Annotated in this window: 23 protein-coding genes; 10 read left to right on the top strand and 13 right to left on the bottom strand. The window is 50.3% G+C overall.

Annotated elements, in window-relative coordinates:
- Positions 1 to 105: 105 nt before the first annotated feature.
- Positions 106 to 810 carry a 50S ribosomal protein L11 methyltransferase gene (locus IDSA_RS05330; protein ID WP_034774808.1) on the bottom strand — a complete coding sequence of 235 codons (705 nt, stop codon included), beginning with the start codon at positions 808 to 810 and terminating at the stop codon, positions 106 to 108.
- 182 nt (positions 811 to 992) lie between these two features.
- Between IDSA_RS05330 and tesB the strand changes: the two genes are divergently transcribed.
- Complete coding sequence (gene tesB / locus IDSA_RS05335; protein ID WP_034774810.1) at positions 993 to 1,868, top strand: acyl-CoA thioesterase II; 876 nt, start codon at positions 993 to 995, stop codon at positions 1,866 to 1,868.
- 22 nt (positions 1,869 to 1,890) lie between these two features.
- Here the strand turns inward: tesB and IDSA_RS05340 are convergent, their stop codons facing one another.
- Together IDSA_RS05340 and udk are read right to left on the bottom strand one after the other, a co-directional pair.
- Complete coding sequence (locus tag IDSA_RS05340; RefSeq protein ID WP_034774811.1) at positions 1,891 to 3,141, bottom strand: NupC/NupG family nucleoside CNT transporter; 1,251 nt, start codon at positions 3,139 to 3,141, stop codon at positions 1,891 to 1,893.
- Between the two features lie 24 nt (positions 3,142 to 3,165).
- Entirely contained in the window at positions 3,166 to 3,798 is a 633-nt protein-coding gene (udk, locus tag IDSA_RS05345; RefSeq protein ID WP_034774813.1) for a uridine kinase, read from the bottom strand.
- Positions 3,799 to 3,981: 183 nt separating this feature from the next.
- Between udk and IDSA_RS05350 the strand changes: the two genes are divergently transcribed.
- The 4 genes from IDSA_RS05350 to IDSA_RS05365 all read left to right on the top strand — a co-directional run bounded on the left by IDSA_RS05350 (position 3,982) and on the right by IDSA_RS05365 (position 10,433).
- Entirely contained in the window at positions 3,982 to 6,771 is a 2,790-nt protein-coding gene (locus IDSA_RS05350) for a M16 family metallopeptidase (protein ID WP_034774816.1), read from the top strand.
- 124 nt (positions 6,772 to 6,895) lie between these two features.
- Positions 6,896 to 8,020: an S-(hydroxymethyl)glutathione dehydrogenase/class III alcohol dehydrogenase gene (locus IDSA_RS05355; protein WP_034774817.1), complete on the top strand. Its 1,125-nt coding sequence runs from the start codon at positions 6,896 to 6,898 to the stop codon at positions 8,018 to 8,020.
- A complete protein-coding gene (fghA, locus tag IDSA_RS05360; RefSeq protein WP_198024039.1) occupies positions 8,010 to 8,861 on the top strand; it encodes an S-formylglutathione hydrolase in 852 nt (283 codons plus the stop codon). The genes IDSA_RS05355 and fghA overlap by 11 nt, the downstream gene beginning before the upstream one ends.
- Positions 8,862 to 8,912: 51 nt before the next feature.
- Positions 8,913 to 10,433 carry a putative bifunctional diguanylate cyclase/phosphodiesterase gene (locus IDSA_RS05365; protein WP_034774821.1) on the top strand — a complete coding sequence of 507 codons (1,521 nt, stop codon included), beginning with the start codon at positions 8,913 to 8,915 and terminating at the stop codon, positions 10,431 to 10,433.
- Here IDSA_RS05365 and IDSA_RS05370 read toward each other — a convergent pair.
- Positions 10,414 to 11,319 (bottom strand): sensor domain-containing diguanylate cyclase, encoded by a 906-nt coding sequence (locus tag IDSA_RS05370; protein ID WP_034774823.1) that lies wholly within the window; start codon positions 11,317 to 11,319, stop codon positions 10,414 to 10,416. The genes IDSA_RS05365 and IDSA_RS05370 overlap by 20 nt on opposite strands.
- A 292-nt stretch (positions 11,320 to 11,611) precedes the next feature.
- On the opposite strand from IDSA_RS05370, the gene IDSA_RS05375 reads away from it, so the two are divergent.
- Positions 11,612 to 14,389 (top strand): ligand-binding sensor domain-containing diguanylate cyclase, encoded by a 2,778-nt coding sequence (locus IDSA_RS05375; protein ID WP_034774825.1) that lies wholly within the window; start codon positions 11,612 to 11,614, stop codon positions 14,387 to 14,389.
- Here the strand turns inward: IDSA_RS05375 and IDSA_RS05380 are convergent, their stop codons facing one another.
- Genes IDSA_RS05380 through IDSA_RS05390 form a run of 3 tightly spaced genes read right to left on the bottom strand, consistent with a single transcriptional unit; the run spans position 14,390 to position 15,788 of the window.
- Complete coding sequence (locus tag IDSA_RS05380) at positions 14,390 to 14,800, bottom strand: VOC family protein (RefSeq protein WP_034774827.1); 411 nt, start codon at positions 14,798 to 14,800, stop codon at positions 14,390 to 14,392.
- Positions 14,784 to 15,248 carry a SixA phosphatase family protein gene (locus IDSA_RS05385; RefSeq protein ID WP_157980772.1) on the bottom strand — a complete coding sequence of 155 codons (465 nt, stop codon included), beginning with the start codon at positions 15,246 to 15,248 and terminating at the stop codon, positions 14,784 to 14,786. Before IDSA_RS05385 ends, IDSA_RS05380 begins: the two co-directional genes overlap by 17 nt.
- Before the next feature lie 60 nt (positions 15,249 to 15,308).
- Positions 15,309 to 15,788 carry a VOC family protein gene (locus IDSA_RS05390; protein ID WP_034774831.1) on the bottom strand — a complete coding sequence of 160 codons (480 nt, stop codon included), beginning with the start codon at positions 15,786 to 15,788 and terminating at the stop codon, positions 15,309 to 15,311.
- A gap of 136 nt (positions 15,789 to 15,924) precedes the next feature.
- Between IDSA_RS05390 and IDSA_RS05395 the strand changes: the two genes are divergently transcribed.
- The 4 genes from IDSA_RS05395 to IDSA_RS05410 all read left to right on the top strand — a co-directional run bounded on the left by IDSA_RS05395 (position 15,925) and on the right by IDSA_RS05410 (position 20,479).
- Positions 15,925 to 16,809, top strand: coding sequence for a LysR family transcriptional regulator (locus IDSA_RS05395; RefSeq protein WP_051986081.1), 885 nt, complete (start codon positions 15,925 to 15,927; stop codon positions 16,807 to 16,809).
- A 70-nt stretch (positions 16,810 to 16,879) separates the two neighbouring features.
- The gene (locus IDSA_RS05400) at positions 16,880 to 17,158 is read left to right on the top strand and encodes a hypothetical protein (RefSeq protein WP_051986082.1); all 279 of its coding nucleotides are present in this window, start codon (positions 16,880 to 16,882) and stop codon (positions 17,156 to 17,158) included.
- Entirely contained in the window at positions 17,159 to 18,520 is a 1,362-nt protein-coding gene (locus tag IDSA_RS05405) for a patatin-like phospholipase family protein (protein ID WP_084694046.1), read from the top strand.
- A 114-nt stretch (positions 18,521 to 18,634) separates the two neighbouring features.
- Positions 18,635 to 20,479: a hypothetical protein gene (locus IDSA_RS05410; protein WP_034774832.1), complete on the top strand. Its 1,845-nt coding sequence runs from the start codon at positions 18,635 to 18,637 to the stop codon at positions 20,477 to 20,479.
- A gap of 130 nt (positions 20,480 to 20,609) precedes the next feature.
- Here IDSA_RS05410 and IDSA_RS05415 read toward each other — a convergent pair whose 3' ends face one another.
- From IDSA_RS05415 to IDSA_RS11990, 6 genes are all read right to left on the bottom strand, one after another.
- Entirely contained in the window at positions 20,610 to 21,242 is a 633-nt protein-coding gene (locus IDSA_RS05415; protein ID WP_034774834.1) for an OmpA family protein, read from the bottom strand.
- Between the two features lie 501 nt (positions 21,243 to 21,743).
- Positions 21,744 to 22,727: a hypothetical protein gene (locus IDSA_RS05420; RefSeq protein WP_034774836.1), complete on the bottom strand. Its 984-nt coding sequence runs from the start codon at positions 22,725 to 22,727 to the stop codon at positions 21,744 to 21,746.
- Positions 22,720 to 23,259, bottom strand: a complete 540-nt coding sequence (locus tag IDSA_RS05425; protein ID WP_034774844.1) for a hypothetical protein — start codon at positions 23,257 to 23,259, stop codon at positions 22,720 to 22,722. Before IDSA_RS05425 ends, IDSA_RS05420 begins: the two co-directional genes overlap by 8 nt.
- A 93-nt stretch (positions 23,260 to 23,352) precedes the next feature.
- Positions 23,353 to 24,108, bottom strand: coding sequence for a S1 family peptidase (locus IDSA_RS05430; protein WP_034774846.1), 756 nt, complete (start codon positions 24,106 to 24,108; stop codon positions 23,353 to 23,355).
- A gap of 92 nt (positions 24,109 to 24,200) precedes the next feature.
- Entirely contained in the window at positions 24,201 to 24,932 is a 732-nt protein-coding gene (locus tag IDSA_RS11810) for an HNH endonuclease (RefSeq protein ID WP_051986084.1), read from the bottom strand.
- Positions 24,933 to 25,067: 135 nt separating this feature from the next.
- Entirely contained in the window at positions 25,068 to 26,051 is a 984-nt protein-coding gene (locus IDSA_RS11990; protein ID WP_084694047.1) for a YiiX/YebB-like N1pC/P60 family cysteine hydrolase, read from the bottom strand.
- Between the last annotated feature and the right edge of the window lie 16 nt (positions 26,052 to 26,067).

Here is a 26,067-nt window from a genome sequence, read left to right on the forward strand (position 1 = left end):
AATAAGGGTAGTCGCAATTTCGCGTTCCAGCCATATTTTGCAGTTATATTCACTATGGGAGTAAGCGCACTAAAGATCAACCGGAGAAGCCGCCGAATACGTCAATTATTCCGTTGATTTTAAAGTAAGTTCAATAACATAGATGTTGGTGTACCACTGCCCTTGGTGTTTAAACAGGCGAATCGCGCCAGCCTCGGCCAGCTCCAGATAGAAGCCAAGATGGTCGGTAACGAATGATTTTGCCGGTAAATCGCCGATCGCAACCAGCCGCACATTGAAATCCTGCATGGCCACTCTGAGCGAGTGATGGTAATCGCTGAGGGTATGCAGCGGCAGATACATGCGCGATGTCTCATGCATATGGGCGGGCGCCTGTTCCAGCAGTTGCAGCAGCAGATCATTGCCACGCAGACCACCATCAATCTCGCTGATCCGTTCGCCCAGTAGTACCGCAGAATCAGGCATCACGATCTCCTGCGGCAAATTCGCCAGGATCACATCGTAAGTCGCCTCACTACCGGCGAAAAAGCCGCCGGTTGCCGTGTCCACCTGTACGCCATTGCGTAAGGCGTTGGCGGCGGTCAGTTCGGCCGCGTCTGCCGAAATATCAGTGGCCAGTACGCTGGCCCCCTGCCGCGCCGCATAGACCGCGAAGATGCCACTGCCACAACCAATGTCGATAACCCGCTCGCCCGCTGCAATAGGGATCTGGTTGGCGTAGTACAAGCCATGGGCGCTGGGCGCGAACACGCGCTCATCCAGCGCCAGTTCAATTGTCTGTTGCTGAATCTGGTAGGTCTGAGTCTGCATTGCTAAAGGTAATCCTTAACGTGGTAAAGTCGCGCTAGTGTAACCGCCCTGATACCGGCGCTTTAGATGAAATCATTATGCCTTATAGTAAATATTGCTGAGCTTCGCTTTGTTCCGTGCTATCAGGCACCTATAATGAAGCCACTTTAACTGGTGATCTTCGCGATTAAGGGATGAACTGAATGAGTCAGGTACTCAACGATTTACTGGATTTACTGAAACTGGAAAGCATTGAAACCGGCATTTACCGCGGCCAGAGCCAGGATTTAGGCTTCGGCGCCGTATTTGGTGGCCAGGTGATTGGTCAGGCCTTATCAGCCGCCAAAGATAGCTTGCCCGGCGATCGTAAAGTCCATTCGTTACACAGTTATTTTCTGCGCCCCGGCGATGCCTATAAACCCATTGTTTACGATGTGCAGACCATCCGCGATGGCAAAAGCTTTTCAACGCGCCGGGTACAGGCCATTCAGAACGGCAAGCCGATTTTCTATATGACCGCCTCGTTCCAGATCGACGAGCCCGGCTTTGAACATCAGGACACAATGCCCGAAGTACCGGGTCCCGAGGGTCTGGTGTCGGATCTGGATATCTACCGCGAGCACGCCGAACTTATCCCGGAAAAAATCCGCAATAAGTTTATTTCGGAAAAGCCCATCGAGATGCGCTTTGTGACCGCCAATAATCCGTTTAAGCCGGTGGTTGATAAACCGCAGCGCTATGTGTGGTTCCGCGCCAACGGCCCGATGCCGGATGACCCAAGAATCCACAAGTATTTGCTGGCTTATGCGTCAGATTTTAATTTTCTGCCGACCGCCCTGCAGCCCCACGGCGCCAGCTTCGCGCAGCCGGATATCCAGATAGCCACCATTGATCATGCCATGTGGTTTCATAAAGAGTTCCGCATGGACGACTGGCTGTTGTACGCCATTGACAGCCCGGTTGCCAGTGGCGCCCGCGGCCTGGTTCGTGGCCAGTTCTTTACCCGCGAAGGCGTCCTGGTGGCATCAACCATGCAGGAAGGCGTCATCCGCAAGCACAAGACGCCGCGGAAGCGGTAACAAAGAGGAAGGTGCCAGCTGCTTAGCCGGCACCTAAAGTAAAGAAAAAGCCGGCAATCGCCGCACTCATCATATTGGCAAGGGTAGCTGCCAGCAGCGCCTTCAGGCCAAGCCGGGCGATATCATGACGGCGGCTGGGGGCCATACCACCTAACCCACCCAGCAGAATCGCAATAGACGAGAAGTTAGCGAAGCCACAAAGCACAAAGGTAATGATCACCTGGCTGTGGGCACTGAGCTGGTCTTTGTAATTGACGAAATCCAGGTAAGCGACAAACTCATTGATAACCAGTTTCTGGCCGATAAAGCTGCCGGCCAGCTGAGCTTCATCCCAGTTCACGCCAAGCACGTAGGCGACCGGCTGGAAGATATAACCAAAGAGTTCCTGCAACGACAGATCCGGATAACCAAACCAGCCACCGACCCAGCCGAAAATGCCGTTGATCAAGGCTATCAGGGCCACGAAAGCGATCAGCATGGCACCAACGTTAATCGCCAGTTGCACGCCGCTTGAGGCACCTGCTGCGGCGGCATCAATCACGTTCACCGGACGATCATCAATCTGCACCGCACCGCCCTTCTGGGTGGAGGTGCCGTCAATAATGGCTTCCAGATCTTCGCGGGGCTTTTCGGTTTCGGGGATAATCATTTTAGCCATCAGCAAGCCGGCGGGAGCCGCCATAAAGCTTGCGGCGATCAGGTATTTGAGCTCAACACCCACGCCTGCATAACCGGCCAGTACCGAGCCTGACACCGAGGCCATACCGCCCACCATCACCGCGAACAGCTCGGAACGGGTCATGCTGGCAATAAAGGGGCGCACCATCATCGGCGCTTCAGTCTGACCAACAAACACGTTCGCCGCCGCTGACATCGATTCCGGGCGGCTGCTGCCAATGACCTTATGTAAGGTGCCGCCGAGGATCTTAATAATCCATTTCATGATGCCCAGGTAATAGAGCACGGAAATCAATGACGAGAAAAACACAATAACGCTGAGCACCTGAATGGCAAAAACAAAGCCAAACTCCGGCGATGCCAGCCCGCCGAACATAAAGCTGATACCGGCGCTGGTAAACGAGATGATTTTAGCGACGCCCGCGGCTACCGCATAAAGGACATCCTGGCCGAACGGCACATAGAGAACAAAAGCACCTAAGCCAACCTGAATGGCAAATGCCCCGGCGACAGTGCGCCAGCGAATACTTTTACGGTTGGTAGAGCACAAATAAGCAACGAGCAGAATAATGGCAATGCCGAGAAAGCTATTCATAAAATCGGACCGTTTTTGTTGTAGTTATTCAGCCAGTAGCTGGCGAATTTTAGATTTAATCAGGTCAATGGCAATTTCATTCTGGCCACCGCGGGTTACCACCAAATCAGCGAACTGCTTCGACGGCAGAATAAACTCAAAAAAAGCAGGACGTACGGTTTCTTCGTATTGGTCAGCAACCGACTGAATGCTCCGGCCACGCTCTTCGACATCGCGCAGCACCCGGCGTAACAGACAAACATCCAGTGGCGTATCCATAAATACGGAGATGTCGAACAACTTACGTAACTTAGGGTCGTTCAGCAACAAAATTCCCTCGACCATGATCACACGGCCAGGCTGAACCTTGATGGTTGAATCAGTGCGGGTATGGGTTTTGTAGCTGTATTGGGGCATGTCAACGGGCTGGCCATTGCGCAGTTGCTCCAGATGCTCAACCAGCAGCTCGTGTTCAAAGGCCGCCGGATGGTCATAGTTGGTCAGTTGCCGCTGCTCAAAGCTCAGATGGCTTTGATCACGGTAGTAAGCATCTTCGGCCAGAATAGCAATACCACGGCCACCAAGTTCTGCTACCAGTTCCTGATAAACCGTAGAGGCAAACAGGCTTTTACCTGATGCCGAAGCGCCCGCAATGGCTATAATCGTCGTTTTTTCCACGCTACAAATCTTTTTATTGCCCCACTCCAGCGGGCAATTATCGTTGATAAAGTGGCTAATTGGAAGCTTAGAAACCCGCTGACCAATCTTGTTACATTTTTGTCGGCAGGGATGATTGCAACCTGGTCGTACTTCTTTATTATCTAATAACGAATTTTTTACCTACGGAATGGAAACAAGACCATGCGCTTTACCAAAACACTGACTGCAGTAGCTGTAGCAACCGTACTTTTAGGCGGCTGTAAAGCCACCGCCGATAACAACAGCAATTCGCCGGTAGCAGAAGTTGTCCAACAACAGAACCTGCCCGCGGTCGCCATCCCTTATGAGAGCTTCACGCTGGACAATGGCTTGCGGGTTATCGTTCACCAGGACAAAAAAGCACCTATCGTAGCCGTAAACGTGTGGTACGCAGTAGGCTCCAAGGATGAGCAGCAAGGCCAGACCGGCTTTGCCCACTTGTTTGAGCACCTGATGTTCAACGGTACCGAAAACTACGACGATGAATACTTCGGCCCGTTTGAACGTGCCGGTGCCACCGATATGAACGGCACCACCAACAACGATCGCACCAACTACTTCCAGAACGTGCCAACGCCAGCATTGGATATGGCACTGTGGATGGAATCTGATCGCATGGGCCATCTGCTGGGCGCGGTAACCCAGGAGAAACTGGACGAGCAACGTGGTGTGGTACAAAACGAGAAACGTCAGGGCGAAGCACAGCCTTATGGCCGGGTATTCAGTTATCTCGCCGAGCAGACTTTCCCCACCGGTCACCCTTACTCCTGGTCCGTTATCGGATCAATGGAAGACTTAGAAGCGGCATCACTGGACGATGTACACCAATGGTTTAACGACTACTACGGCGCGGCCAACGCAGTTGTAGTATTAGCCGGCGACATCGATGTTGAAACCGCTAAAGCCAAAATGGAAAAGTACTTCGGTGATATCGGTGCCGGCAAACCGCTGAAAAAAATGGAAAGCTGGGTAGCCAAGAGCACCGGCACCAAACGCGCCACTATGGAAGATCAGGTGCCTGCCGCGCGTATCTATAAGCTGTGGAATACCGCAGAAATGGGTACCGCCGATTCAGAATACCTGAGCCTGCTGGTCGATATCTTTGCCAGCGGCAAGAACTCACGTCTCTATCAGCGTCTGGTTTACGATGAGCAAATCGCCAGCATGGTTTCAGCATTCCAGTACGAGCGCGTGCTGGCCGGACAATTTTTCGTCATCGCCGATGCCAAGCCTGGCGTCGAACTTGAGAAAATCGAAGCCATTATTGACGAAGAACTGGTCAAGCTCATGCAAGAAGGCCCGACTGCTGAAGAACTGGCACGGGTTAAATTCAAGCAAGTAGCAGGCTTTGTGCGCGGTGCCGAACGCATCGGCGGCTTTGGCGGTAAATCCGACATCCTGGCGGCCGGCGAAGTCTACCATGACGACCCTGGCTACTATAAAAAGACCCTGGATACCATCGAACAGGCCACTCCTGCCGATATCCAGGGCGCGATGAAACGCTGGTTGTCCGATGGCGCCTTCGTACTGAACGTAGTACCACAGCCAACCTATACCACCGCTGAAGCGCAGGCAGACCGCTCTGAGTTACCAGCCGTTGGTGATTTGCCGAAACTGGATTTACCTGATCTGAACAGCTTTACCTTATCCAATGGTCTGGAAGTGCACCTGGCCCAGCGCTCTGATGTCCCTACAGTACAGATGAACCTGGTGTTTGACAGCGGTTATGCTGCTGATCACGGCGGCAAGGTGGGTACCGCGAGCTTTACCATGAGTATGTTACGCGAAGGTACGACCAACCGTGACGCGCTGACCCTGAACCGTGAACTCGAAACCTTAGGCACTAACCTATATGCGTCGGCTAGCCTCGACAGCTCACGCATTATGATGGATGCCCTGACCAGTAATCTGGATGCCAGCCTGGTACTGTTTGCCGATGTGCTGCAAAACCCGGCCTTCTCACAGGAAGAGATTGATCGTAAACGCGGCAACTGGTTAGAGAACATCAAGAAAGAAAAAGCACAGCCACAGGCGCAGGCACTGCGCGTTCTGCCTGGCCTGTTGTTTGGTGATGACCATGCCTACAGCGTGCCGTTAACCGGTTCAGGTACCAATGAGTCAATCAACTCACTGACCCGCGACGACATGGTTGCCCACACGCAAACCTGGTTACGCCCGGACAATGCCCGCTTAGTGGTTGTCGGCGACACAACTGAAGCTGAACTCAAGCCATTATTAGAGAAGTATCTGGCGAACTGGCAGGCCCCGGCCACCGCCAAACCAGAGAAAAACTATACCGATGTGACGCCACAGCAAAACAGCCGTGTTTACCTTATCGATCAGCCGGGAACCCCGCAGTCGACCATCATTGCCGGTCATCTGGCTCCATCGGGTAAGGTCGATAACAGCGAAGCAATTGATGTCATGAGCACCATCATCGGTGGCAGCTTCACCAGTCGTCTGAACATGAACCTGCGTGAAGATAAAGGCTGGTCCTATGGCGCCCGCTCAACCTGGCTTGACGCTGAAGCTCAGGGTATTTACCTGGCAACCGCGCCAGTGCAAACCGACAAAACCAAAGAGTCGGTGCAGGAAATCCTGAAAGAGTTCAACAGCTATCTTGGTGACAATCCTGCGACCAGCGAAGAACTTGAAAAAGTGAAAGCCAACAAAACGGCCAAACTGCCTGGTGCCTATGAAACCAAAGCAGCGCTGTTGCGGGCTATCGTTGATACGCTGGAAAAAGAGAAAGACATGCAATGGCTGGAATCTTACGGCCAGCGCATTCAGGCCCTGGAGCTGGAAACCATTCGTGATACCGCGCAGCAGGTATTACGTCCGGACGCCCTGACCTGGGTTATCGTCGGCGACCTTGAGAAGATTGAAGCGGACATCCGCTCACTGAATCTTGGCGAAGTGATCAAGCTCGACAGCGATGGCGTGCCATTGTAATAAAACTCAGAATTCTCCCTGAATTCTTTCAAGCCGCTCGTCAGAGCGGCTTTTTTTTATCCCTCTATGCCTGCTACCATAAAGAGTCATGAAGAGTGTTATTCAAACGCATAGGATTTAACTAATGGAAACCATCAAAACAAAAGCCGCCGTTGCCTGGGCCCCGGGCCAGCCGTTATCCATCGAAGAAGTAGATCTTATGCCACCGCAGCGCGGTGAAGTGTTAGTTCGCATTGTTGCCACCGGCGTCTGCCATACCGATGCCTATACCCTGTCAGGCGCTGACCCTGAAGGTATTTTCCCCGCTATTCTGGGCCACGAAGGCGGCGGTGTGGTTGAAGCCCTCGGCGAAGGCGTGACTTCAGTTGAAGTCGGCGACCATGTGATTCCCCTCTACACCCCTGAGTGCGGCAAGTGTAAGTTCTGCACCTCGGGTAAAACCAACCTGTGCCAGGCTATCCGCGGCACCCAGGGCAAGGGCCTGATGCCGGACGGTACCACCCGCTTTTCCAAAAACGGTAAGCCTATTTATCACTACATGGGCACCTCGACTTTCTCGGAATACACAGTAGTACCTGAAATTGCCCTGGCCAAAGTAAACAAAGAAGCACCGCTGGAAGAAGTCTGTCTGCTTGGTTGCGGTGTCACCACCGGCATGGGCGCAGTGAAAAATACCGCCAATGTTCAGGAAGGCGATACGGTTGCGGTATTTGGTCTGGGCGGCATCGGTTTGTCGGTGATTATCGGTGCGGTGATGGCAAAAGCCAGCCGTATTATTGCCATCGACATCAATGAATCCAAGTTCGATATGGCGCGCAAACTCGGTGCTACGGACTGCATTAATCCCAATGATGACATGCGCCCGGTTCAGGACGTGATCGTTGAGATGACTGATGGCGGCGTGGATTACTCCTTTGAATGTATCGGCAACGTTAAAGTGATGCGCTCGGCGCTGGAATGCTGCCACAAAGGCTGGGGTGAATCGGTGATTATCGGTGTGGCCGGTGCCGGCGAAGAGATCTCGACCCGCCCGTTCCAGCTAGTTACCGGCCGGGTATGGCGCGGCAGCGCTTTTGGTGGCGTTAAAGGGCGCAGTCAGTTACCCGATTATGTTGAACGCTATCTGGCGGGCGAATTTAAACTCAGCACCTTTATTACCCACACTATGGGTCTTGAGGATATCAATGAAGCCTTTGATCTATTGCATGAAGGAAAATCGATTCGCTCGGTGATTCATTATGATAAATAAAATCAGCGCAGTTAAAGCCTTTGCCGGTGAGCAAATTCAGTATGAACACCAGTCCGACACGCTGAACTGCACCATGAAGTTCAGCGTATTCCTGCCGCCCCAGGCGCAACAGCACCGGGTGCCCGCAGTCTACTGGCTGTCGGGGCTGACCTGCACCGATGACAACTTCAGCACCAAAGCCGGCGCCCAGCGGGTGGCGGCAGAGCTGGGTATCGCGTTGATTATTCCGGACACCAGCCCGCGCGGCGAGGATGTGCCCGATGATCCCGACGGCGCTTATGATTTCGGTAAAGGTGCTGGCTTCTATGTGAATGCCACCCAAGCGCCATGGTCGCGTCACTATCAGATGTACGATTATATAGTCACTGAGCTGCGCGAGCTGGTTGAGCGGGAACTGCCGCTAAGCGGTGAACGCAGCATCAGCGGTCATTCCATGGGCGGACACGGCGCACTGGTGATGGCTCTTCGCAATCCAGGTCTGTATCGCAGCGTCTCGGCTTTTGCACCCATTTGCCACCCTACTGAAAGCCCCTGGGGCCGGAAAGCGTTCAGCGGTTACCTGGGTGACGATAAAGCCGCCCGGACCGACTACGACGCGACGCTGTTAATCAAAGAACGGCAAGCGGCACCGCCGTTACTGGTTGATCAGGGTACCGCCGATAATTTCCTCGCCGAACAACTGGGAACCGACGCTCTGAAACAAGCTTGTATAGCGGCTGGAATCGACGCGCAGGTGCGGATGCAGGAAGGTTACGACCACAGCTATTACTTTATCGCCAGCTTTATCGGCGAGCACTTGAGGTTTCACGCTAAGCATTTGTCTTACTTTGGTAAAAAATAGTATTTACTGCTAAGGTTCTACCTGTGTTTACCACAGGAAGGTCGACTCTCTATGTCGCCAAAAGCAAGCGCAGCGCTACTGACCATTATTTATCTGATTGCCGGTCTTGTATGGATTTTCATATCGGACCGCGCACTCCTTGAATTTGCCGGTGATTCAGCGCTGCTTACAACATTACAGACCTATAAAGGCGCAAGCTATGTGCTGGCCACGGCCGTTTTGTTGTATGTGCTCACCTACATGGCATTAAAGCGGGAACGACGCTTATCTCAGGACGATGCCCTGACCCACCTGCTTAACCGGCATATGTTCCGCCAGCAACTCGACAGCCAGCTACTGGTATGCAAAGACAACGACAAGCCACTGGTACTGATGCTGCTGAACATTGACGACTTCAAGCAAATTAACAGTAACGTGAATATGCACGCCGGCGATGAGTTCCTGAAGTCAGTAGCTGACCAGATGCGCGAACAGTTTCAGCGCCAGGTGATTTTAGGGCGTATTTCCGGCGATGAATTCGCTGTTGTGCTGCCCGGTGCTATATGGCCCGAAGATGTACTACCTGAAGCTGAACAAATGCAGGAGCGAATCCGTCACATCCAGGTTAGTGGTTTACCTGAATTACAAATGACCGCCTGTGTGGGCATCTCATTGTATCCTGCCGATGGTGAGAGCAGTAAAGAACTTATCAGCGCCGCCAGCCTGGCGTTAGATGAAGCCAAAGCAAGGGGCCCTGGCAGCATCAGTTCATATCAGCGCAAATTACAGGAAGCCGCCACCCAGCGAGCGCGCTTACTGCTTGATTTAAAAGCGGCGATAGCCAACCGCGAACTTAGTGTGGTCTATCAACCTCAGTTCAGCGCCTCAACGCAGCGCGTGACCGGGGTTGAAGTGCTGGTGCGCTGGCAGCACCAGGTTGACGGTACCATTGGCCCGGCCGAGTTTATTCCGCTGGCAGAACAGCACGGCCTGATCTGCGGCATCACTGACTATGTGATGCAAACGGCTATCGAAGAGCTTATTGAAGCGGATCTGCTGTATACCGATATCCATCGGGTTTCCTTTAATGTGTCAGCGGCAGACTTCAACGCAGATAGCAGCGAAGAGCGTTTCGCCAAAAACCTGGGCGCCTTGCCCGGCGACTGGTCGGTGGCTCAGTTTGAGCTAACTGAAACCGCGGCTATGCTGAACATGCCCGCAATCCGCAAAGTACTGAACGCACTTACTGCACGGGGCGTGCAGGTATCGCTGGACGATTTCGGTACCGGTTATTCTTCATTAAGCACGTTGCGGCAACTGCGGATGCAGGAACTAAAAGTTGATCAGTCTTTTATCGCCGACATCGCCAATAATCCGAACGATGCCCAGATTGTCCGCACCATTTTAGCTATGGCCAAAGCGTTGAATTTGCGGGTAATCGCTGAAGGCGTAGAAACCTCCAGCCAGGCAAATTTCCTGATAAAAGAAGGCTGCCAGGAACTACAGGGCTATCTATATGCACGCCCCATGAATATTGATCAACTGGTGGGCTTTATGAAAAATCATAAAAAAGCTACAACGAAGCAATCTTGATCTGGTTCTTTCCTTGCTGTTTGGCCTCGTACATCGCCTGATCCGCCGCGCGTAGCAACTCAGCAACCGTATAGTCGCGAGTGGGATCATCACAGTGGCATACACCCAGCGACAAAGTTACCGGCCAGTGTTTTTCTTCCATTTCGGTAACGATTGAAGTACGAACTCTGTCCAACACCTGCACCGCATCCTCTAGGGTCGCACCCGGGTGAATAGTGGCGAACTCATCCCCGCCGATGCGGGCGACAAAGTCGGTACCGCGGCAGCCGTGCCGGATAGAGCTAGCGACATCCTGCAAAATACGATCGCCCATTTCATGACCATAGGTGTCGTTAACCAGTTTGAAGTCGTCCAGGTCAATAAAGCCCACCGCGAACTGCCAGCCGTGTTCTTTTAACTCGTCAATATCCTGCTCCAGCTCACGGGTGAAAGCGCGGCGATTGCCTAAGCCGGTAAGATGGTCAGTTAAAGCCAGTAATCGCTCACGCTCAAGCTCACGGCGGATTTTATCCTCGGTCTGCCTGGCAAACGTATTATCGCGAACAAAAGCCAGTGCATATTCCTTACCATCCAGACGCACATGGCTTAACATAATTTCAACCGAAAACTTTTCGCCGGTACTGCGCTGTCCTAAAAAACGAAAGCCCTGCCCCATCGGCCGGGTCTTACCTGACTTGAAGAATCCAAGCACATGGTGGTGATGGTGCTCGCGGATATCCTCGGGTAACAGAATATCCAGGCTCTGGCCAAGCAGTTCCTGCTTTTCATAGCCAAACATGTCGGCCAGCATCTCGTTTAGCAGTACCAGGGATCCGTCCTCATCAATCATCAGGGCGGCATCCGGGATAATTTCAATGAGCTCTGCCAGGGTCTTTTCTGTTTTCATTCTGAGTCTCACGACTATGGATAGATTATTTTAAAAGCAGAATTCTATCGCAAATGCACTATTAATAACCAATAATAATCAGGATAATTATGATCCTCTGTTAGCCGAATTGACTATTGATGCTACTTACGGTTAATGGTATTGATAACATCAGGCACAAAAAGACCTCTAGTGGGATTTTGCGAGTGATTTTATATTGAGAATCTTAGTATCCACCTTTCTTATTCTGGTCGGAATAGCAGTAGCGACACCCTCACACGCTAATTCCCCGAGGCCTTTAAGCGATCACGCCATGCGTACCTGGACCACTCAGGACGGCTTGCCCCACGGCTCAGTGAACCACATTACCCAGGATCAACAAGGATACATCTGGATCGCCAGCTGGCGCGGCCCGGTGCGCTTTAACGGCCGGTTCTTTGAAGTGATCGGCAAAGACGCGCAATTACCCGATGTTGGCACCCTGTTTATCACCAACGACCCGCACACAAAAAATCTGGTCGCAACCGGTGCCCGTGGAGGCATAAGTTATTTTAACGGCGAGAGCTGGCAGCCCAAACCACCGGTCGCCAACCGAGTCGATTTCGCCCTGTTTGATACCGCCGGACGCAGCTGGTTTGCAACCCTTGATGCGGGCGTAACGCTGGAAGACGCCGATGGCAACCGCCAGCAGTTTACCACCGCCGACGGCTTACCGATTAATGCGGTAATTCACATCATGCAGGATTCGCACGGCCGCATCTGGCTGGGAACCACCGAAGGCGCGGTGCTCTATAACGAGGAAAGTAATCGCTTTGAACCTATTGCCGGCGTTACAGACGGCAACGTTTTTGGCATTATTGAAACCACCGATGGCCGGATCCTGCTCAGTTCGGATAAACAAATTTTTGTCAGCGACGCCCGTCGGATTGATTTCTCCCCCTGGCCAGTAACCTACCCCAGCACCATTACTGAACTGCATGAAGATAACCAGCAGCAAGTCTGGATTGGCACCCATGAAGATGGTCTGACCCGGTTTGACGATGAGCCGCCGCAGATGACGGACACTTCGAAGGGGCTGCCCAATAATCATATTCTGAGCCTGTTCAGTGATCGCGAAAATAATCTCTGGGTAGGCACCCATGGTGGCCTGGTGCAGTTTCGCAAAGCCCTGCTCCACACCCATACCAAAGCGGATGGCCTGGGTTTCAGTTATGTGCGCACCGTAATCGAACTGCCCGATAAATCAATACTGGCCGGCGGGCTGGGCGGCCTTAGTGTGATCGACGGTGAAGCCAGCGAACCATACGCCACCTCTGTGCCGGTGCACCGCCAGTCTATTCTTAGCCTGATGATGACCGCCGATAACACGCTCTATGTGGGTACCTTTACCAACGGCATTTATGTGCTGCGCGATGAGCAACTGGTTGCTCACTATGATGAAACCAGCGGCTTTCCTGGTTACGACGTCCGTAAAATCATTCACGCTTCAGATAACAAAATATATGCCGCGACATTGCAGGGGCTGATGGTGGCTGATCGCCACACCGACGGCACTCTCAGTAACCCGCGCTACTATACCGTCGCCGATGGCCTGCCCGATGAAATCATCTATACCGTGCATGAAGACCGCAATCAGCAGATCTGGATCGGCAGTATGCACGGTATCTCCAGGCTGGATCGCGAAACCGACAGAATTATTCCGGTAGACACCAGAAGCTTCACCGACGCGCAAATCATTTTTGGCATTCAGGAAGACAACACCCACGTCTGGTTTGCTACCGACCGGGGCATTCTGGCCTGGGAACACGCCAGAAAGCGCTGGGATACCTTAAACAGCCTGCATGGTCTGCCCTTTGATACCTTTTTTGATGTTGCCATAGATCAGCAGGGAAATTTGTGGTTAGGCTCGCCCAGTGGCCTCATCTATGCTCCCCGCAACCAGGTAGAAGCGATTTTCGCGCAGGCACTCAATACCATCGACTATCAGTATTTTACTGAATCTCAGGGGCTTGCCGGCGCCCAGTTAAACCCTGGCGGCCCTTCTGTATACCGGGCCGGCGATGGCAGCATCTGGCTGGCGACCGCAAAAGGCGTTGGCCATTTTAAACCGTCCGATTTACGCACCTTGTATCCGGTGCCGCCGCCGGTTGTCATCAGCGATGTGCTGGTCGATGGTAATCGCCTGTTTGAAGGTCAGCAGATTGATCCCTTTACCAACCGGATCCGCTTTAATTATGCAGGCCTGGGCTATCAGCATCCCGAAGGCATCAGCTACCGCGCCCGGCTGAATGGCTATGACAAGGAATGGATTGACCGCCAGGACCGTCTTGATGTCGAGTACACTGACCTGCCGCCGGGACACTACAGCCTTGAGGTACAGGCCGCCTATCCGGGCAGCGGCTGGAGCGACAGCGCCACCTTCAGTTTTACCAAAACGCCGGCCCTCTATCAGCGGCCGCTGGTCTGGCTCATTATCGGGTTGCTGATCCTGGCCGGCATTTTTGCCGCGGTCCGCTGGCGCCTGCGCGCCCTGTCACGCACCCGTAATCATCTTGAAACCCTGGTTGAAGAACAAACCCGCACCCTGTCGAAACTGGCAAATCAGGATAGTCTGACCGGGCTGGCCAACCGCCGCGCCTTCGACTGGCGCTTGCATCAATCGGTTGAACAGCAAGAGCATGCGCCCCAGCCGATGGCGCTGGTTATTATGGACCTCGATCACTTCAAGCAGGTCAATGACCTCTACCTGCATACCACGGGTGATCAGGTGTTAAAGCGCATTGCCGATGAGATCAGCCATTCAGCACGCGACAGCGATTTGCTGGCGCGCTGGGGCGGTGAAGAATTTGCATTGTTGCTATCAGGAGATTCGGCCGCGTCGGCCGAGCAAATTTGTGAACGCTTGCGGAAAAATATTACCGAGACCGACTTTTCGGATCTGGCGCCTGACTTAGCTATTACCGCCAGCTTTGGCCTGGCGTTTTACCAGCAACACGAAACGGCGGCTAACTTTGTCCGGCGTGCTGATAAAGCCCTATATGCAGCCAAACATGCCGGCCGCAACCGGGTCAAAATCGCACCGGCGAGTTAATTATGACTTTGGATTAAAAACCACTTCCCACAGATGCTGGTCCGGATCCTGAAACACCCCGCCATAACCACCCCAGGTCAGCTCGCGGGCGGGCTTGCAGATGCGCGCTCCGGCCCGGGTGAGTTCATCCATTATCTGGTCCACTTCATCTCTGGTGGCAACATTGTGCGCCAGCATGAAAGCCGTCGGATCAGCGGCACCCTGCGTGACCCCGCAATCCGCTGCGATACTCTTGCGCTCCCATAACGCCAGCACCTGACCGTTGTTCATTTTAAAGAACACTACGGCGCCATGATCATAGGCTTCACCCACAATACCGTCGGTCGCAAAGCCCAGTACATCGCGGTAAAACCCCATGGAACGCTCAAGATCATCAACCCCGAGGGTGATATAGCTAATCAGTGGTTGCATAAGTGGGTATCCGCAGACGGGTGGTCAAAACAGTGTCGTCAATGTACGTCAACTGAAAAATATCACCGTAATGGCGCTCGCTCAGATCCGGTGCCTGGCCGCCCGCTAAGCGAACCAGCTCAGGCACGGTATTGCTGTGGCCGACCACCAGTACCGTCTTTCTTTGATCCAGCAAGCGGCGGATAAAAGCCTCGTTATCGCCCGTCGGGTAGGTTTCTACCTGCAGCTTCAGCCGTTCCGCAAGCGGCTGCGCGGTTTCTCTGGTGCGGTTGTAGTCGGTACTGAGTACCGCTTCAACACCCGCATACTCGAGAATATCCGCCAACTGCTGCGCGCTGCGCTGCCCCTGCTGGTTCAGCCCGGGGTTGCTCGGCGCCTTCTCTTTCTGCGCATGGCGGGCAAAGTACAAGGTAAACGCATTCGCTTGAACCGGTTCAGAGTTCATCATTAGTCCTATCATTACTGCAAAAATGGCTATGTGTTTCATAATGAAACTCTAGCACAGACTCTAGCGGCGATAACCGTGAAACGCGGCTAAATCACTAAAAATCCTGACCAATCCACTGCGAAATCCGTTGCTTCCGGCTTGTTTAGCTGTCGGTTTTGCGGAAGTTTCAGGCGCCTCCACACAAACACCAAGCCGGTTGCCGTCGGGATCCTGCAACTGCACAGGCAACTGTGATCCGTTACGCGACCGCTGCGCCATAAAAGGACGCACCAGAATTTGCGGATAACGCAGCAGCTTGTTCATGCCCTGCTGGCTGAAGCGGATGCAGCGCGCCCGGAATCCTGAAGCATCGGCAGAGACGCCTTGCAGGCAGAGATTCAGCACATAGCCGGATGAAATCCGCAACTGGGCACAGTCTCTGCTTTGTGCCAGCACCTCAAAGCCAAGTTTGCCGTGGTAATAGTCCAGGCTGCGGCCAATATCACTGACAACTAAATTTAATTTTTGATTAGTATTGATAGTCTGAGTTGCTGTGTTCATGATTTAAATCCTCATCTGAGTGTAAATTAAAGGTCAATTGCGACCTGATGAACACAGTTTACTGTTTCTCTATTGCTTAATTAATCACCTCGCAATACAATCATTGTTTCCATACGTAAACAATCCGATCCCGCTCATGATGCTCGAACGCTTAAGTGATATGGCCATTTACGCCAAAGTTGTCGAGGCCGGCAGCTTCAGTGCCGCCGCCGATGCGCTGGATTTATCCAAAGGTGCCGTCAGCAAGGCTATCGCCCGCTTAGAGAAGCACCTGAACCTGCGGCTGCTGCAGCGAACCACCCGGCGCATGACAGTAACCCTGGAAGGCCGTGCCTTTTACGACTACTGCCAGCAGATAGTCAGCCAGGCCGCAGCCGCAGAGCATCATCTGGGCAGCTTCCGCGAGCAACCATCCGGCATCGTACGAATAACCGCACCGGTGACCTTTGGCTCCATTCAGGTCGCTCCGCTGCTGCCGGAATTACTAAAAACTTACCCGGAATTAAAAGCTGAACTGGTACTGGACGACAAACGGGTTGATATGGTCAAAGAAAATATCGATCTGGCGCTGCGCTGCGGCGTGCTTGAAGGCAGCAGCCTGATTGCCCGGCGGCTCAATGACCTGCCACTGACCATGGTGGCCACGCCGCCCTACCTGAAACAGCACGGCACACCGGAAAAGCCGGACGATCTCAGTGAACATCAGTGCCTGTTACACGGCTTTCATGCAGCCGAGCGGCAATGGCAGTTCCAGGATCAGGGTCGCGCTGTCACGGTGGGGGTAAGCGGCCCATTTTGCGCCAACAATAATCTGGCACTTAAACATGCGCTGCTGGCGGACATGGGCATCGCGTTTTTACCGCGTTACCAGGTAGTAACGGAACTAGCCGCTGGCGAGCTAACCGAATTACTGCCGGGTTTTATTCCACCGGCTACCCCGGTTCACCTGGTTTATCGCAGCCGCTTGCATATGAGTGCCGCCATGAAAGTAACCACCGAATTCCTGCGCGATCGGCTGTAGGCGATTTATTGACAACCTAACTCCGCTTGCCTAGGGTCAATAAAGCAGAGTCTTTATAGAAGGAGGCGTTATGGAAGGCCATGTCACTGACAAACCCCATCCGGTAGTTCGTACCAGTGAGTGGTTTGTCACCTTACTGATACTGTCGATTCCGGTAATAGGCGTCATCATGTTGTTTGTCTGGAGTTTTAACGACGATACTAACCCTAATAAGAAGAACTGGGCCAGAGCCGTGTTACTCTGGATACTGGTCGCCTTTACGGCGGGGCTTCTGGTTCTGCTTACGGGCATGTTTTTAGCCCCGGGGCGACAATCGCTCAATAACAAATTTGTGAGTACCTGTACCTGAATGGAAAAATCTGCAAGCACGTCCTTAGTCTCTGCCCTGGCTTCCGTAGTGCTGCTGAGCCTGTCGGGCTGCTCTTCCATAGCCGCCATAGATAATGAGTCGCTGGCGACGGCCGAGCAAAACGGCGGCTATTCGCTGCAGGGCTACAACACCGACTTAGCACGCTCAGACGACATCACCCTGATCCTGGCCTTCTCCGGCGGTGGTAGCCGCGCGGCGGCCTTTTCTTACGGGGTGATGGAATCGCTGCGTGACACCCGCATCATGCTCGACGGCAAAGAAGTCCGGCTACTGGACGAAATCGATATGATCACCTCGGTATCCGGCGGCAGCTTTCTCGCCGCCTACTATGGCCTCTACGGTGAGCGTCTGTTCGAGGATTTCCGGCGTGACTTTCTTGAACCCGACTACATGAGCGAATGGCTGTACGGCATCGCCAGCCCGCTGTTCTGGTTCTCCCGCCAGGGCCGCACCGACATTGCCTCGCGGATTTATGAAGAGCGGCTATTCGGCAACGCCACCTTCTCCGATCTGGGCAAAGCCAACGCGCCGCTGATCATCATGAACGCGACGGATCTTGGCGGCGGCATCCGCTTCTCGTTTATCCAGGAATACTTTGACCTGCTCTGCTCCGACATCGCCAGCTACCCCATCGCTCGCGCCGTAACGGCGTCGTCAGCGGTGCCAGTGATGCTTAACCCGGTGGTACTCAAAAACCACAAAGGTTGCTCGAATCCGGCGCAGGCCTATCTCAAGCATCTTGATGTAAGCAAGATCGAGGAAGCCATTCTGGCCCCGCATTTACTAAATACCATCGAAGCGCTGCAAACCTACGAAAATAAAGACGAACGCGAATACATCCACCTGGCTGACGGCGGCATAACAGATAACCTGGGGTTAATGGCATTCTACGAAACCGTGGAGATCGGGGGCGGCATTGAAGCCTTTATGAAGCGGATCGGGAATAAGCCATCGTCGAAACTGGTTATAATCAGCGTAAATGCGGCCGCAAAGCCACGTTACGCCATTGAATCAAGCAAAGAGGTGCCACCGTTGCAGGCAATAGTCAGTGCAGCCACAGACGCCCAGGTGCACCGTTCTAACTCAGCCACAATAAGCCTGGTCCGCCAGAGCATGAATCGCTGGTCCGACGAACTTTCTGAGTACTGGGCCCCGGTAGAACCCTACCTGATCGAGCTCAGCTTTGACGGTGTGCAGCAGCCCAAGAAGCGACTTTTTCTAAATCAGATACCAACGTCTATGTCACTCAGCGCTGAAGAAACCGACACCCTGATTCGGGTTGGCAACGAGCTGCTGCTTAACAATCCTGACTTTGTACGGTTGATTGAGGACCTGGAGTAACCGACTTTTACTACTGGCATATCTCGCCGCACAAATTATTTGTATATTTTTTAATCTGCGTTACTCTGAGGCAAAGAATTTATAACAATTCATTTGCCACGGAGCCGGTGCGATATGAAACTCTCTAATGTCCTTTCTTCAGTAAATCAGGTCGAAAAATCTAAGTTTCTTAATTTTATTGACCGTATCTGTGTTGATGCCATGGATTGCGACAAAGCTCTTGCCAAGAGCGTAAAGAATATTGATGGCCAACTCAAAAATGCCTCAAACGGCGAAATTATTCAGTTATTTAATCTCGTACTTCCCCACTTTGAACGACTGGTGCGACAGCAGCTTGCCCTGACCGGCGCTCAAGCTGATGTGCTGGTTAAAATCCTGAGCCGTGACGGAAATTGCATCGCCAAGATCTCCTGGATCGAGAGACTGTACACAAAAGAACTAACAAAGATTAATTCCCGTGCGCGCGAAATCAAAGAATTAATCAGCAGCGCCGCCGTGGATGAATCCTTCGGCGAGGCAAAACGCCTTGCCATTTATCACGCCTGTTTAGTTGAGGCATTTAAAAACGATGAGCGAATTAACCGCGAAGCAAAAATAACTGATGATGAACGTGGCATTTTAAATGTTGTCGCCCGACAACTTGGTATCACGGACGACGATCGCACAGCAGTTGAGCACCTGGTTGATCCTGTTCCGAAGACGGGTGTGCAGGACTGTATAGATAAACTTAGGGAGTTCGGTTTACTGTTTGTAAGCCGTAAACACCAGACAATATATGTGCCTGATGAAGTTGTTTCGTTATTGCTCCGTCTACAGGGGCGCGATCTCTCGGGCCGCCATCTGCTGCGTATATTGCGGACGTTTTCTGATGCTGAACTTTCTAACGTTCTTAAGTCTCATGATAAGCGGATAAGAGGCATAGAAAGGACCCAGAAGTTGAAAACGATCCAGGATATGGGGCTTACCGCCACCCAAATTCTGTGCCAAGACATGCACGCCGACGATGCTTCTTTGAATGAGCGTAAAGATCGCCTTAAAACCCTAATCGACGACCTCAACCTGGCAACTGAAAAGCTCGGGACGACGATCGAAGAACGATGCGCTTTGATCATCGATTCATTAAACACGTCAACAGATGCTGAGTTTAACGCGCTAAGTGCTGCCGGATATAAAGAACTCTATCAGGCGCTCAAGGAGCATATCCCTAAGTTTGTTTCACGGGTTAAAGAAGAATACGAAATTGAAGACAACCTCGAACTCGATGTAGAGCGACTCAAAGGGCTGACCATAACGCCGCACGATATTCTGTTCATGCTTTCCAATGAAGAAGTAAAAGAACTGAAAGAAAGTATGGGGGTGACCAAGCGAGGAAACGCTCGCTTCGTTATTCTGGAGTGCTTTGCACACGCTACCGACAAGCTGATTGAACACTACGAATTACTAGCCTGTCGCGATTTGGCTGGATTAAAAGCGAAAGGAATTGAAATTTCTGAGCCTGAACTGGGTGTGAAGTTTGAAGAAGTCACTAAAGCAATCTTTGAAGAATTAGGATTTGATGTAGACGAAGATCTGCGACGGAGCATCAATACGGCTAAAGACCAGGCCGACATCATGATCTCGCTTAGCGAAGACGACATCATCATTGGTGAGGCCAAAACATCAAAGAACGGTGACTTTGCTAAGTACTCATCGACTTCGCGACAAATAAAAGCCTATGTCAGTCGCTGTGAAGCCGCAGGCAAGCGAGTTGCACAAGTTCTCATTATTGCGCCTCGTTTTTCGACCGACTTTATCGAATCCGCTGAAATGGATACCGAAGTAAATATTTCGCTGCTTGAAGCCGATGGGCTGAAAAAGATTCTGGAAGCTTATAAGGCGCGCAGAAGGCCTAATTTCTCGGCGAAATTACTCACGAAAGGCGGCCTCTTGAAGGCTGACCTGATAGCGAAGAATATTTGATTGGTTGACGATCTTGCTAGATGCGAGGTTTTATATAAAGAATAAACGGAGATAAACATCGACCAGAAGCTACCTTTTTCAAGGCATCTTCTGGCGATGAACTTTAGAGCCGATATTTACTTATTAGAATTTATTCTTTATTCGGCAGTATACGTAGCTCGACGCGACGATTTTCCTGGCGGCCGGCTGCGGTATCGTTCGAAGCGATTGGCTGGCTTTCACCGTAACCGATTGCGGTTAACCGGCGACGATCCACACCGTCTTCCATCAGTTCAGCGGCAACAGCTGCTGCACGATTCTCTGATAACTGCTGATTGTATTCGGAGGTACCCGTGCTATCGGTATGACCTTCAACAATCATGGTGGTTTTTTCGTACTTCTGCAGTACCCGGGCTACGTCGCTCAGAACAGGTTCGAAGCTAGGGTTAACGGAAGAACTGTCAGTACGGAAGGTGATGTTGTTCGCCATCTGCAGGCGAATATTGTCACCCTCACGGATAACTTCAATACCGCTGCCGGCAAGTTCATCACGGAACTCTTGTTCCTGACGGTCCATGTAGTTACCGATTGCACCACCAGCTAAAGCACCTACTGCGGCACCCCAAATGTAGCGGCTCTTATCGTGATCGCCCGTACCTTTACCGATCAGGGCGCCGGCGATTGCGCCAATAGCGGCACCTTTCTGCGTATTACTTGCCTGACTTGTACAACCCGCAGCGATCAATGCTGACGAGATTGCTACTGCTACCATGAGCTTTTTCATATGCGAACTCCTTGTCTTTCATTCAAAACATCAAAATACGGTGACCGCGGACAAGATCATTGCGCCGCGATCTATCTACTAAGGTTAGCAGCTGATCGGAAAACATGCGTTGTCAGCGCTGGGGATCAGTATTTGCCCACAGTAGAATCTCTGGAACAAAAACTTACAATTTCGACCACTAGTGTACGCCCTAAGTTTTTGAGATAACGGGCTTTTACGGTAACCTTACATAACTTTGTAAAGTTTTAATCACGGAGCTGACGCATCCATGTGCTAGCCGTGTACTCAGGTTATGAATTCGGGCTTGTGCGCCGGGTTCAGACTGAGCAGCTTTTTGAATTTGAGCAGAATGACTTGTATAAGGTTATTGGACTGGTTTCTGGGGCGCGGGAGAAGTAGCGTGGAGTTCAATGTCTGCTTTGTGGCAGGAGCGGACGTTAACGCTTTGCTCACCGGAAAATCAGGAACGCAGCGAGTGATTTTTCCGAGTGCAGCAATTTATTATGCGCTCTCAATTCTATCGAGTGTAAACAGTATATTGCCATGCACATCGTTGATAATATTACGGTTATCCTCAAATATTGCAGGTATATATTCTTTGAATTCTGAAACTGTACTAATCCTATTAATCAATGCTGCCTGAACTGCAGCCTGGCACCTTGAAGCGGCATGAACCATAACTTGGCTATATAGCTCTAATTCTTTCATTGAAAAATCAACACTCCTAAAACCAGAATGGACGGAGTCATTTCTAAAAACTCGAACTTCATCAACCACGTCAATGATCTTCCTGTTCCAATAGCTGTACCTAGGATGATTGGCCAAACCTGTGAGAAGTGACTTTGAGACATCATTTCGATGCTTCCCGTTTGGAAAGCCTAAAAACCAACGAACGACGCCCTCAATATTGTCAGTTTCCGACTCTTTTACAAGCGCCTCGATTGCGAACCAATAAAACAATGTTTTTAGTTGAATATTTTTCTCATGCTTACTATTTCGCACCCAATGCAATGACCGTTGATAACGTGCTCCAAGCTCATTCGTCAGAGATAATATATAATTCACAAAATCTATTCGCTGAATATCACCTTGATGAACCATGAAAGACATTGATGGCTCATACTGAGTTTTCTTTATTGGGTGAATTTTCCCGGACTCTAAATCTTTAACAAAGCCTACATCTGACGTTTTTAAGTTTGATATTGCAAATTCTACAGACTTAAGATCAAGAACTTCTGAGAATATATTTTCTGAAAGCTCAATTGCTTCAGCTATGCTGCCAGCATCAACAACAGTTGCAATTCTTGCACAAAAAGCATATTGGTCGAAATCTGCTCGATTATCGACCGCAGACTCTTTTAGTGCACTTGCTTCGCTTTCGGAATCCGACTTATGTGACCTAAATTCCACCACCCCATACACCTGCGTCGAAGGTAACGATATACTTCTACTGTCAAGGATCTTTAAAACAAGATATTTAGCCACATTTAACCCTTACAAGTTCATTGATAAATCTCTCAAGCAGAATCTTCTTTAAATGCTTATTTCCGATGTCACTTAATGTCATTTTTTCTTTTTTGAGATACTTAACCAATTGAATTGAAATTACATAATTATTTAGACTCAGACAGGCTTCAATAATAGTTCTTAGATACTCTTTTTTTATCGGTTTAGATAAAAGAAACGTACAGCAATCCTCACAATTTTTATAATCATTAACAGAGAGGTAATATTTCAAACGAAACCAATATATCTCAATATCCTTGGGTTTAGAGCGGTATAGCAGCTCATCAAACTTACAAACTCCTTCATTGTCGAATGTCGCTATCGATAATAAATACCCTAATCGAATCGTTCTGGCATGATTTGGCTTTGCTTCGAAAAGATTCTTAAAATGGTACTTGGCCTCGATGATTTTCCCATTTGATACAAGGTGTTCAATAAACTTCGTTAGCCTTACTGCGTATTTCTTATTGTCAATTGGCGTACCTCTGTATTTCTTTTCAACTATTTCCAAAGTCAAACACCTCGGGGCTCGGATGACTCAAACGCATAATGCCCGCATAATAGGCGCGAGCTTGCGAGCGTCGTAATTGAGGCGTTTGTTAGGTTAAACTGTTGCTTCGAACAAAGACGTCCCATTAAGAATCTTGGGTTTCCAGCTGTGTAATGGCCTAATATCATGTGCAATGCCATACTCCTCAATTTTTAACTTTGTCTCTTTATATTCGCTTCCGTTTTCCATTACTTCAAGATACTCATCTTCGATTAATTCTGTACGAAAGGAGCCAACACATACACCAACTACTATGTCTTTCTGTTGCTGATGTATAAACAGCGGAGAGCCACTCAGCCCACGACTGAGTAAAAAACTCAATTCGAACCCCTTAGGAATAGGCGTTAAAGTGGCATCTTCAGGTCTGAGCAAACGCTGCACATAACCTTTATGGCATCGAATATTTAACCTAAGCAACTCCGGGTTTCCGGATACAGCGTGTAGTGGGTATCCGTAGGTTACGACATCCTGCCAAGGCTCGACGTTTCTTTCACCTAATGTCAATAACGACTCGCAATGGTAGTCTATTACACCGATAGCAATGTCGTAACCATCTGGCGCGAATTCATAGTCCTTCAGTTCACAAATAACTGATTTTTCACTCTTTCCATTCTCACCTTTAAGTACAAGCCCCACCAAGCAATCTTTTGCGGTCGCACTGGCAACAGCACTTTCAATTACATGCTTAGCTGTGAGAAAACAGCCTCCATCATTAATAAAAAAGCCTGATCCAATTAACTCTTGGATATTTGCCTTTCCATCAATCAGGCTATAAAGGCAAATAGGAAATACATAGCTTTGCAGAAACATTTTAGCCCCCCAATTAACCTAACGCCAAGCTTTGGCAGCCGAAGCAACGCGCAGGCTGTCCCGGCCGCGATAGCAACGACAACAGCTCCTTGTTAGGGCTTATGGATATTTTCGTTGTGGTACTGGATAAATTCATTTGAGATTATATAGCCACCAGCCGATTTTAATTTTGTAACGTCGATCGTTATTGCTCCATAATCTAGCATCGCGTGATGATTAGGGCAGACACACACCATATTTTCCACAACATCCGGTCCATTGTGAGGACTACCGAGCGGTTTAATATGATGGGCTTCGGCGTATTTCTTTCCTTGGGGCATTTCAATTGACGTACCACAAAACTGACACTCATAATTATTCAGGCGTTTCACGCGCTGAGATAACGCCGTGTCACGTATGATACGAGAAACGACGATATCTTCTCTATCAGGAACATCTATATCACTTGGGATTAAATTGAAGCTCTCATTTACAAAGGAAGACCAATCGTAACTTTTAGATCTTCGTACTTCGCTTTCCCACCACTGATAGGGGTTTATTTGCTCTCCAAATAGAGAAAAGTAGCCAGGACCCGGCTCGAGCGAAGATTTATCTATTATTAAACCAGTAATAGCGGGTACGTTGTTTTCGGCTGTCCAGGCTGCTAGTGAGTTTAAACCTTGGGCTTTTAAGCTCTCACCCCACTTTTCCCGAATTTTTGGCAGGTTCAGCAAGTCATGACAATCTTTATAACCAATATATGTGTCAGGCCTACCGGGAACAGCGTCATCCAATCTCAACACCAATAGAGATAATAAGTTTTTACCTTGTTCGTCTAATTGCATACCATAAAAACCCTGTTAGCTTTTGGTGCCCCAACGCCTTACTCACCGGAAAATTGGGATCGTAGCGAGTAATTTTTCCGCGTGCAGCAACTTATTAGATTGCGATGGCTAGTTGTCACTGCTGCCGTAAACCTTTCACAAAATCTCAGCAGCCTTAACTCGCTGCGAATGATAGAAGCTTAGCTTGAGATATAGCTCTGCAAAAAGCCTGAACACTTTATAACCATAGTGATTTGCCAAATCGCTATATGCCCTAGCATTTGACTCCCAGTGATAAAAATCACCGTTTTTATCCTGATAAATGGTTTCTCTGCAATAATCTAAAAGAACTTTTTGATCGTCTAGAGAATGGTAAAACCGCACCATCTGAACTGAATCATATCGCCAAGGGAACCGAGTTAGTTCGACCTTCCAGAGGCCCAGATAGCCTGATTCTTCAATAATTTTGCTAACTGCACCATCCAGTTCTGGGTTTTGCACAACAAAATGATTAATGTCATTCACCGACTCGACTTTATCATCCAGCTCTCTTAGCTTGCCGAGCAGGACGTTGGTAACTCTCCGCATTTCTTCGGTCCCATCACCTTCTTCCTGAACTGCCTTTGTCTCCTCTTCGCTAACTGGCAATGCTGATGGCTCGATATGTATTAATGAGTTAGATTTTTTTATATCTTCAGGCGTACAGAACTCTGGGTTATCAACCAGTTTTACACCTCCATGCGCATATGCTCTCGCCACCATTCGAGAACAGAATTGACGCTTCCCACCTACTTTATCCAATTGAGGTTTAACCGATGCCACTGCTTCACGCAAAGAATATCTAGTTCCCGTTGATGCTCTTGCATAGCTCACTATTGTTGTTATCACATCCTCTGAAAGAGAGTCTTTCGGTCGTAAGATATAGATTTCACAGGAGTCATCATAAAACATTTTTTGGATATTACGCGCTTGGACACCATCGCCTGTAGAGTCAATTACCGAGCCATGAGACACACAAATCATTGCATGAGAAATGTCACTTTTGGTTACAGATCTAATTATACCGCTAGGCTTCTTTTGGGAAGACGTAGTCAACACTACATCTCCTTTTCTTAGTAACTCAATATTAATTCTCTTCATGCTGATGCTGTTCCTG

The sequence above is a fragment of the Pseudidiomarina salinarum genome, assembly GCF_000753715.1.
GTDB lineage: Bacteria > Pseudomonadota > Gammaproteobacteria > Enterobacterales > Alteromonadaceae > Pseudidiomarina > Pseudidiomarina salinarum.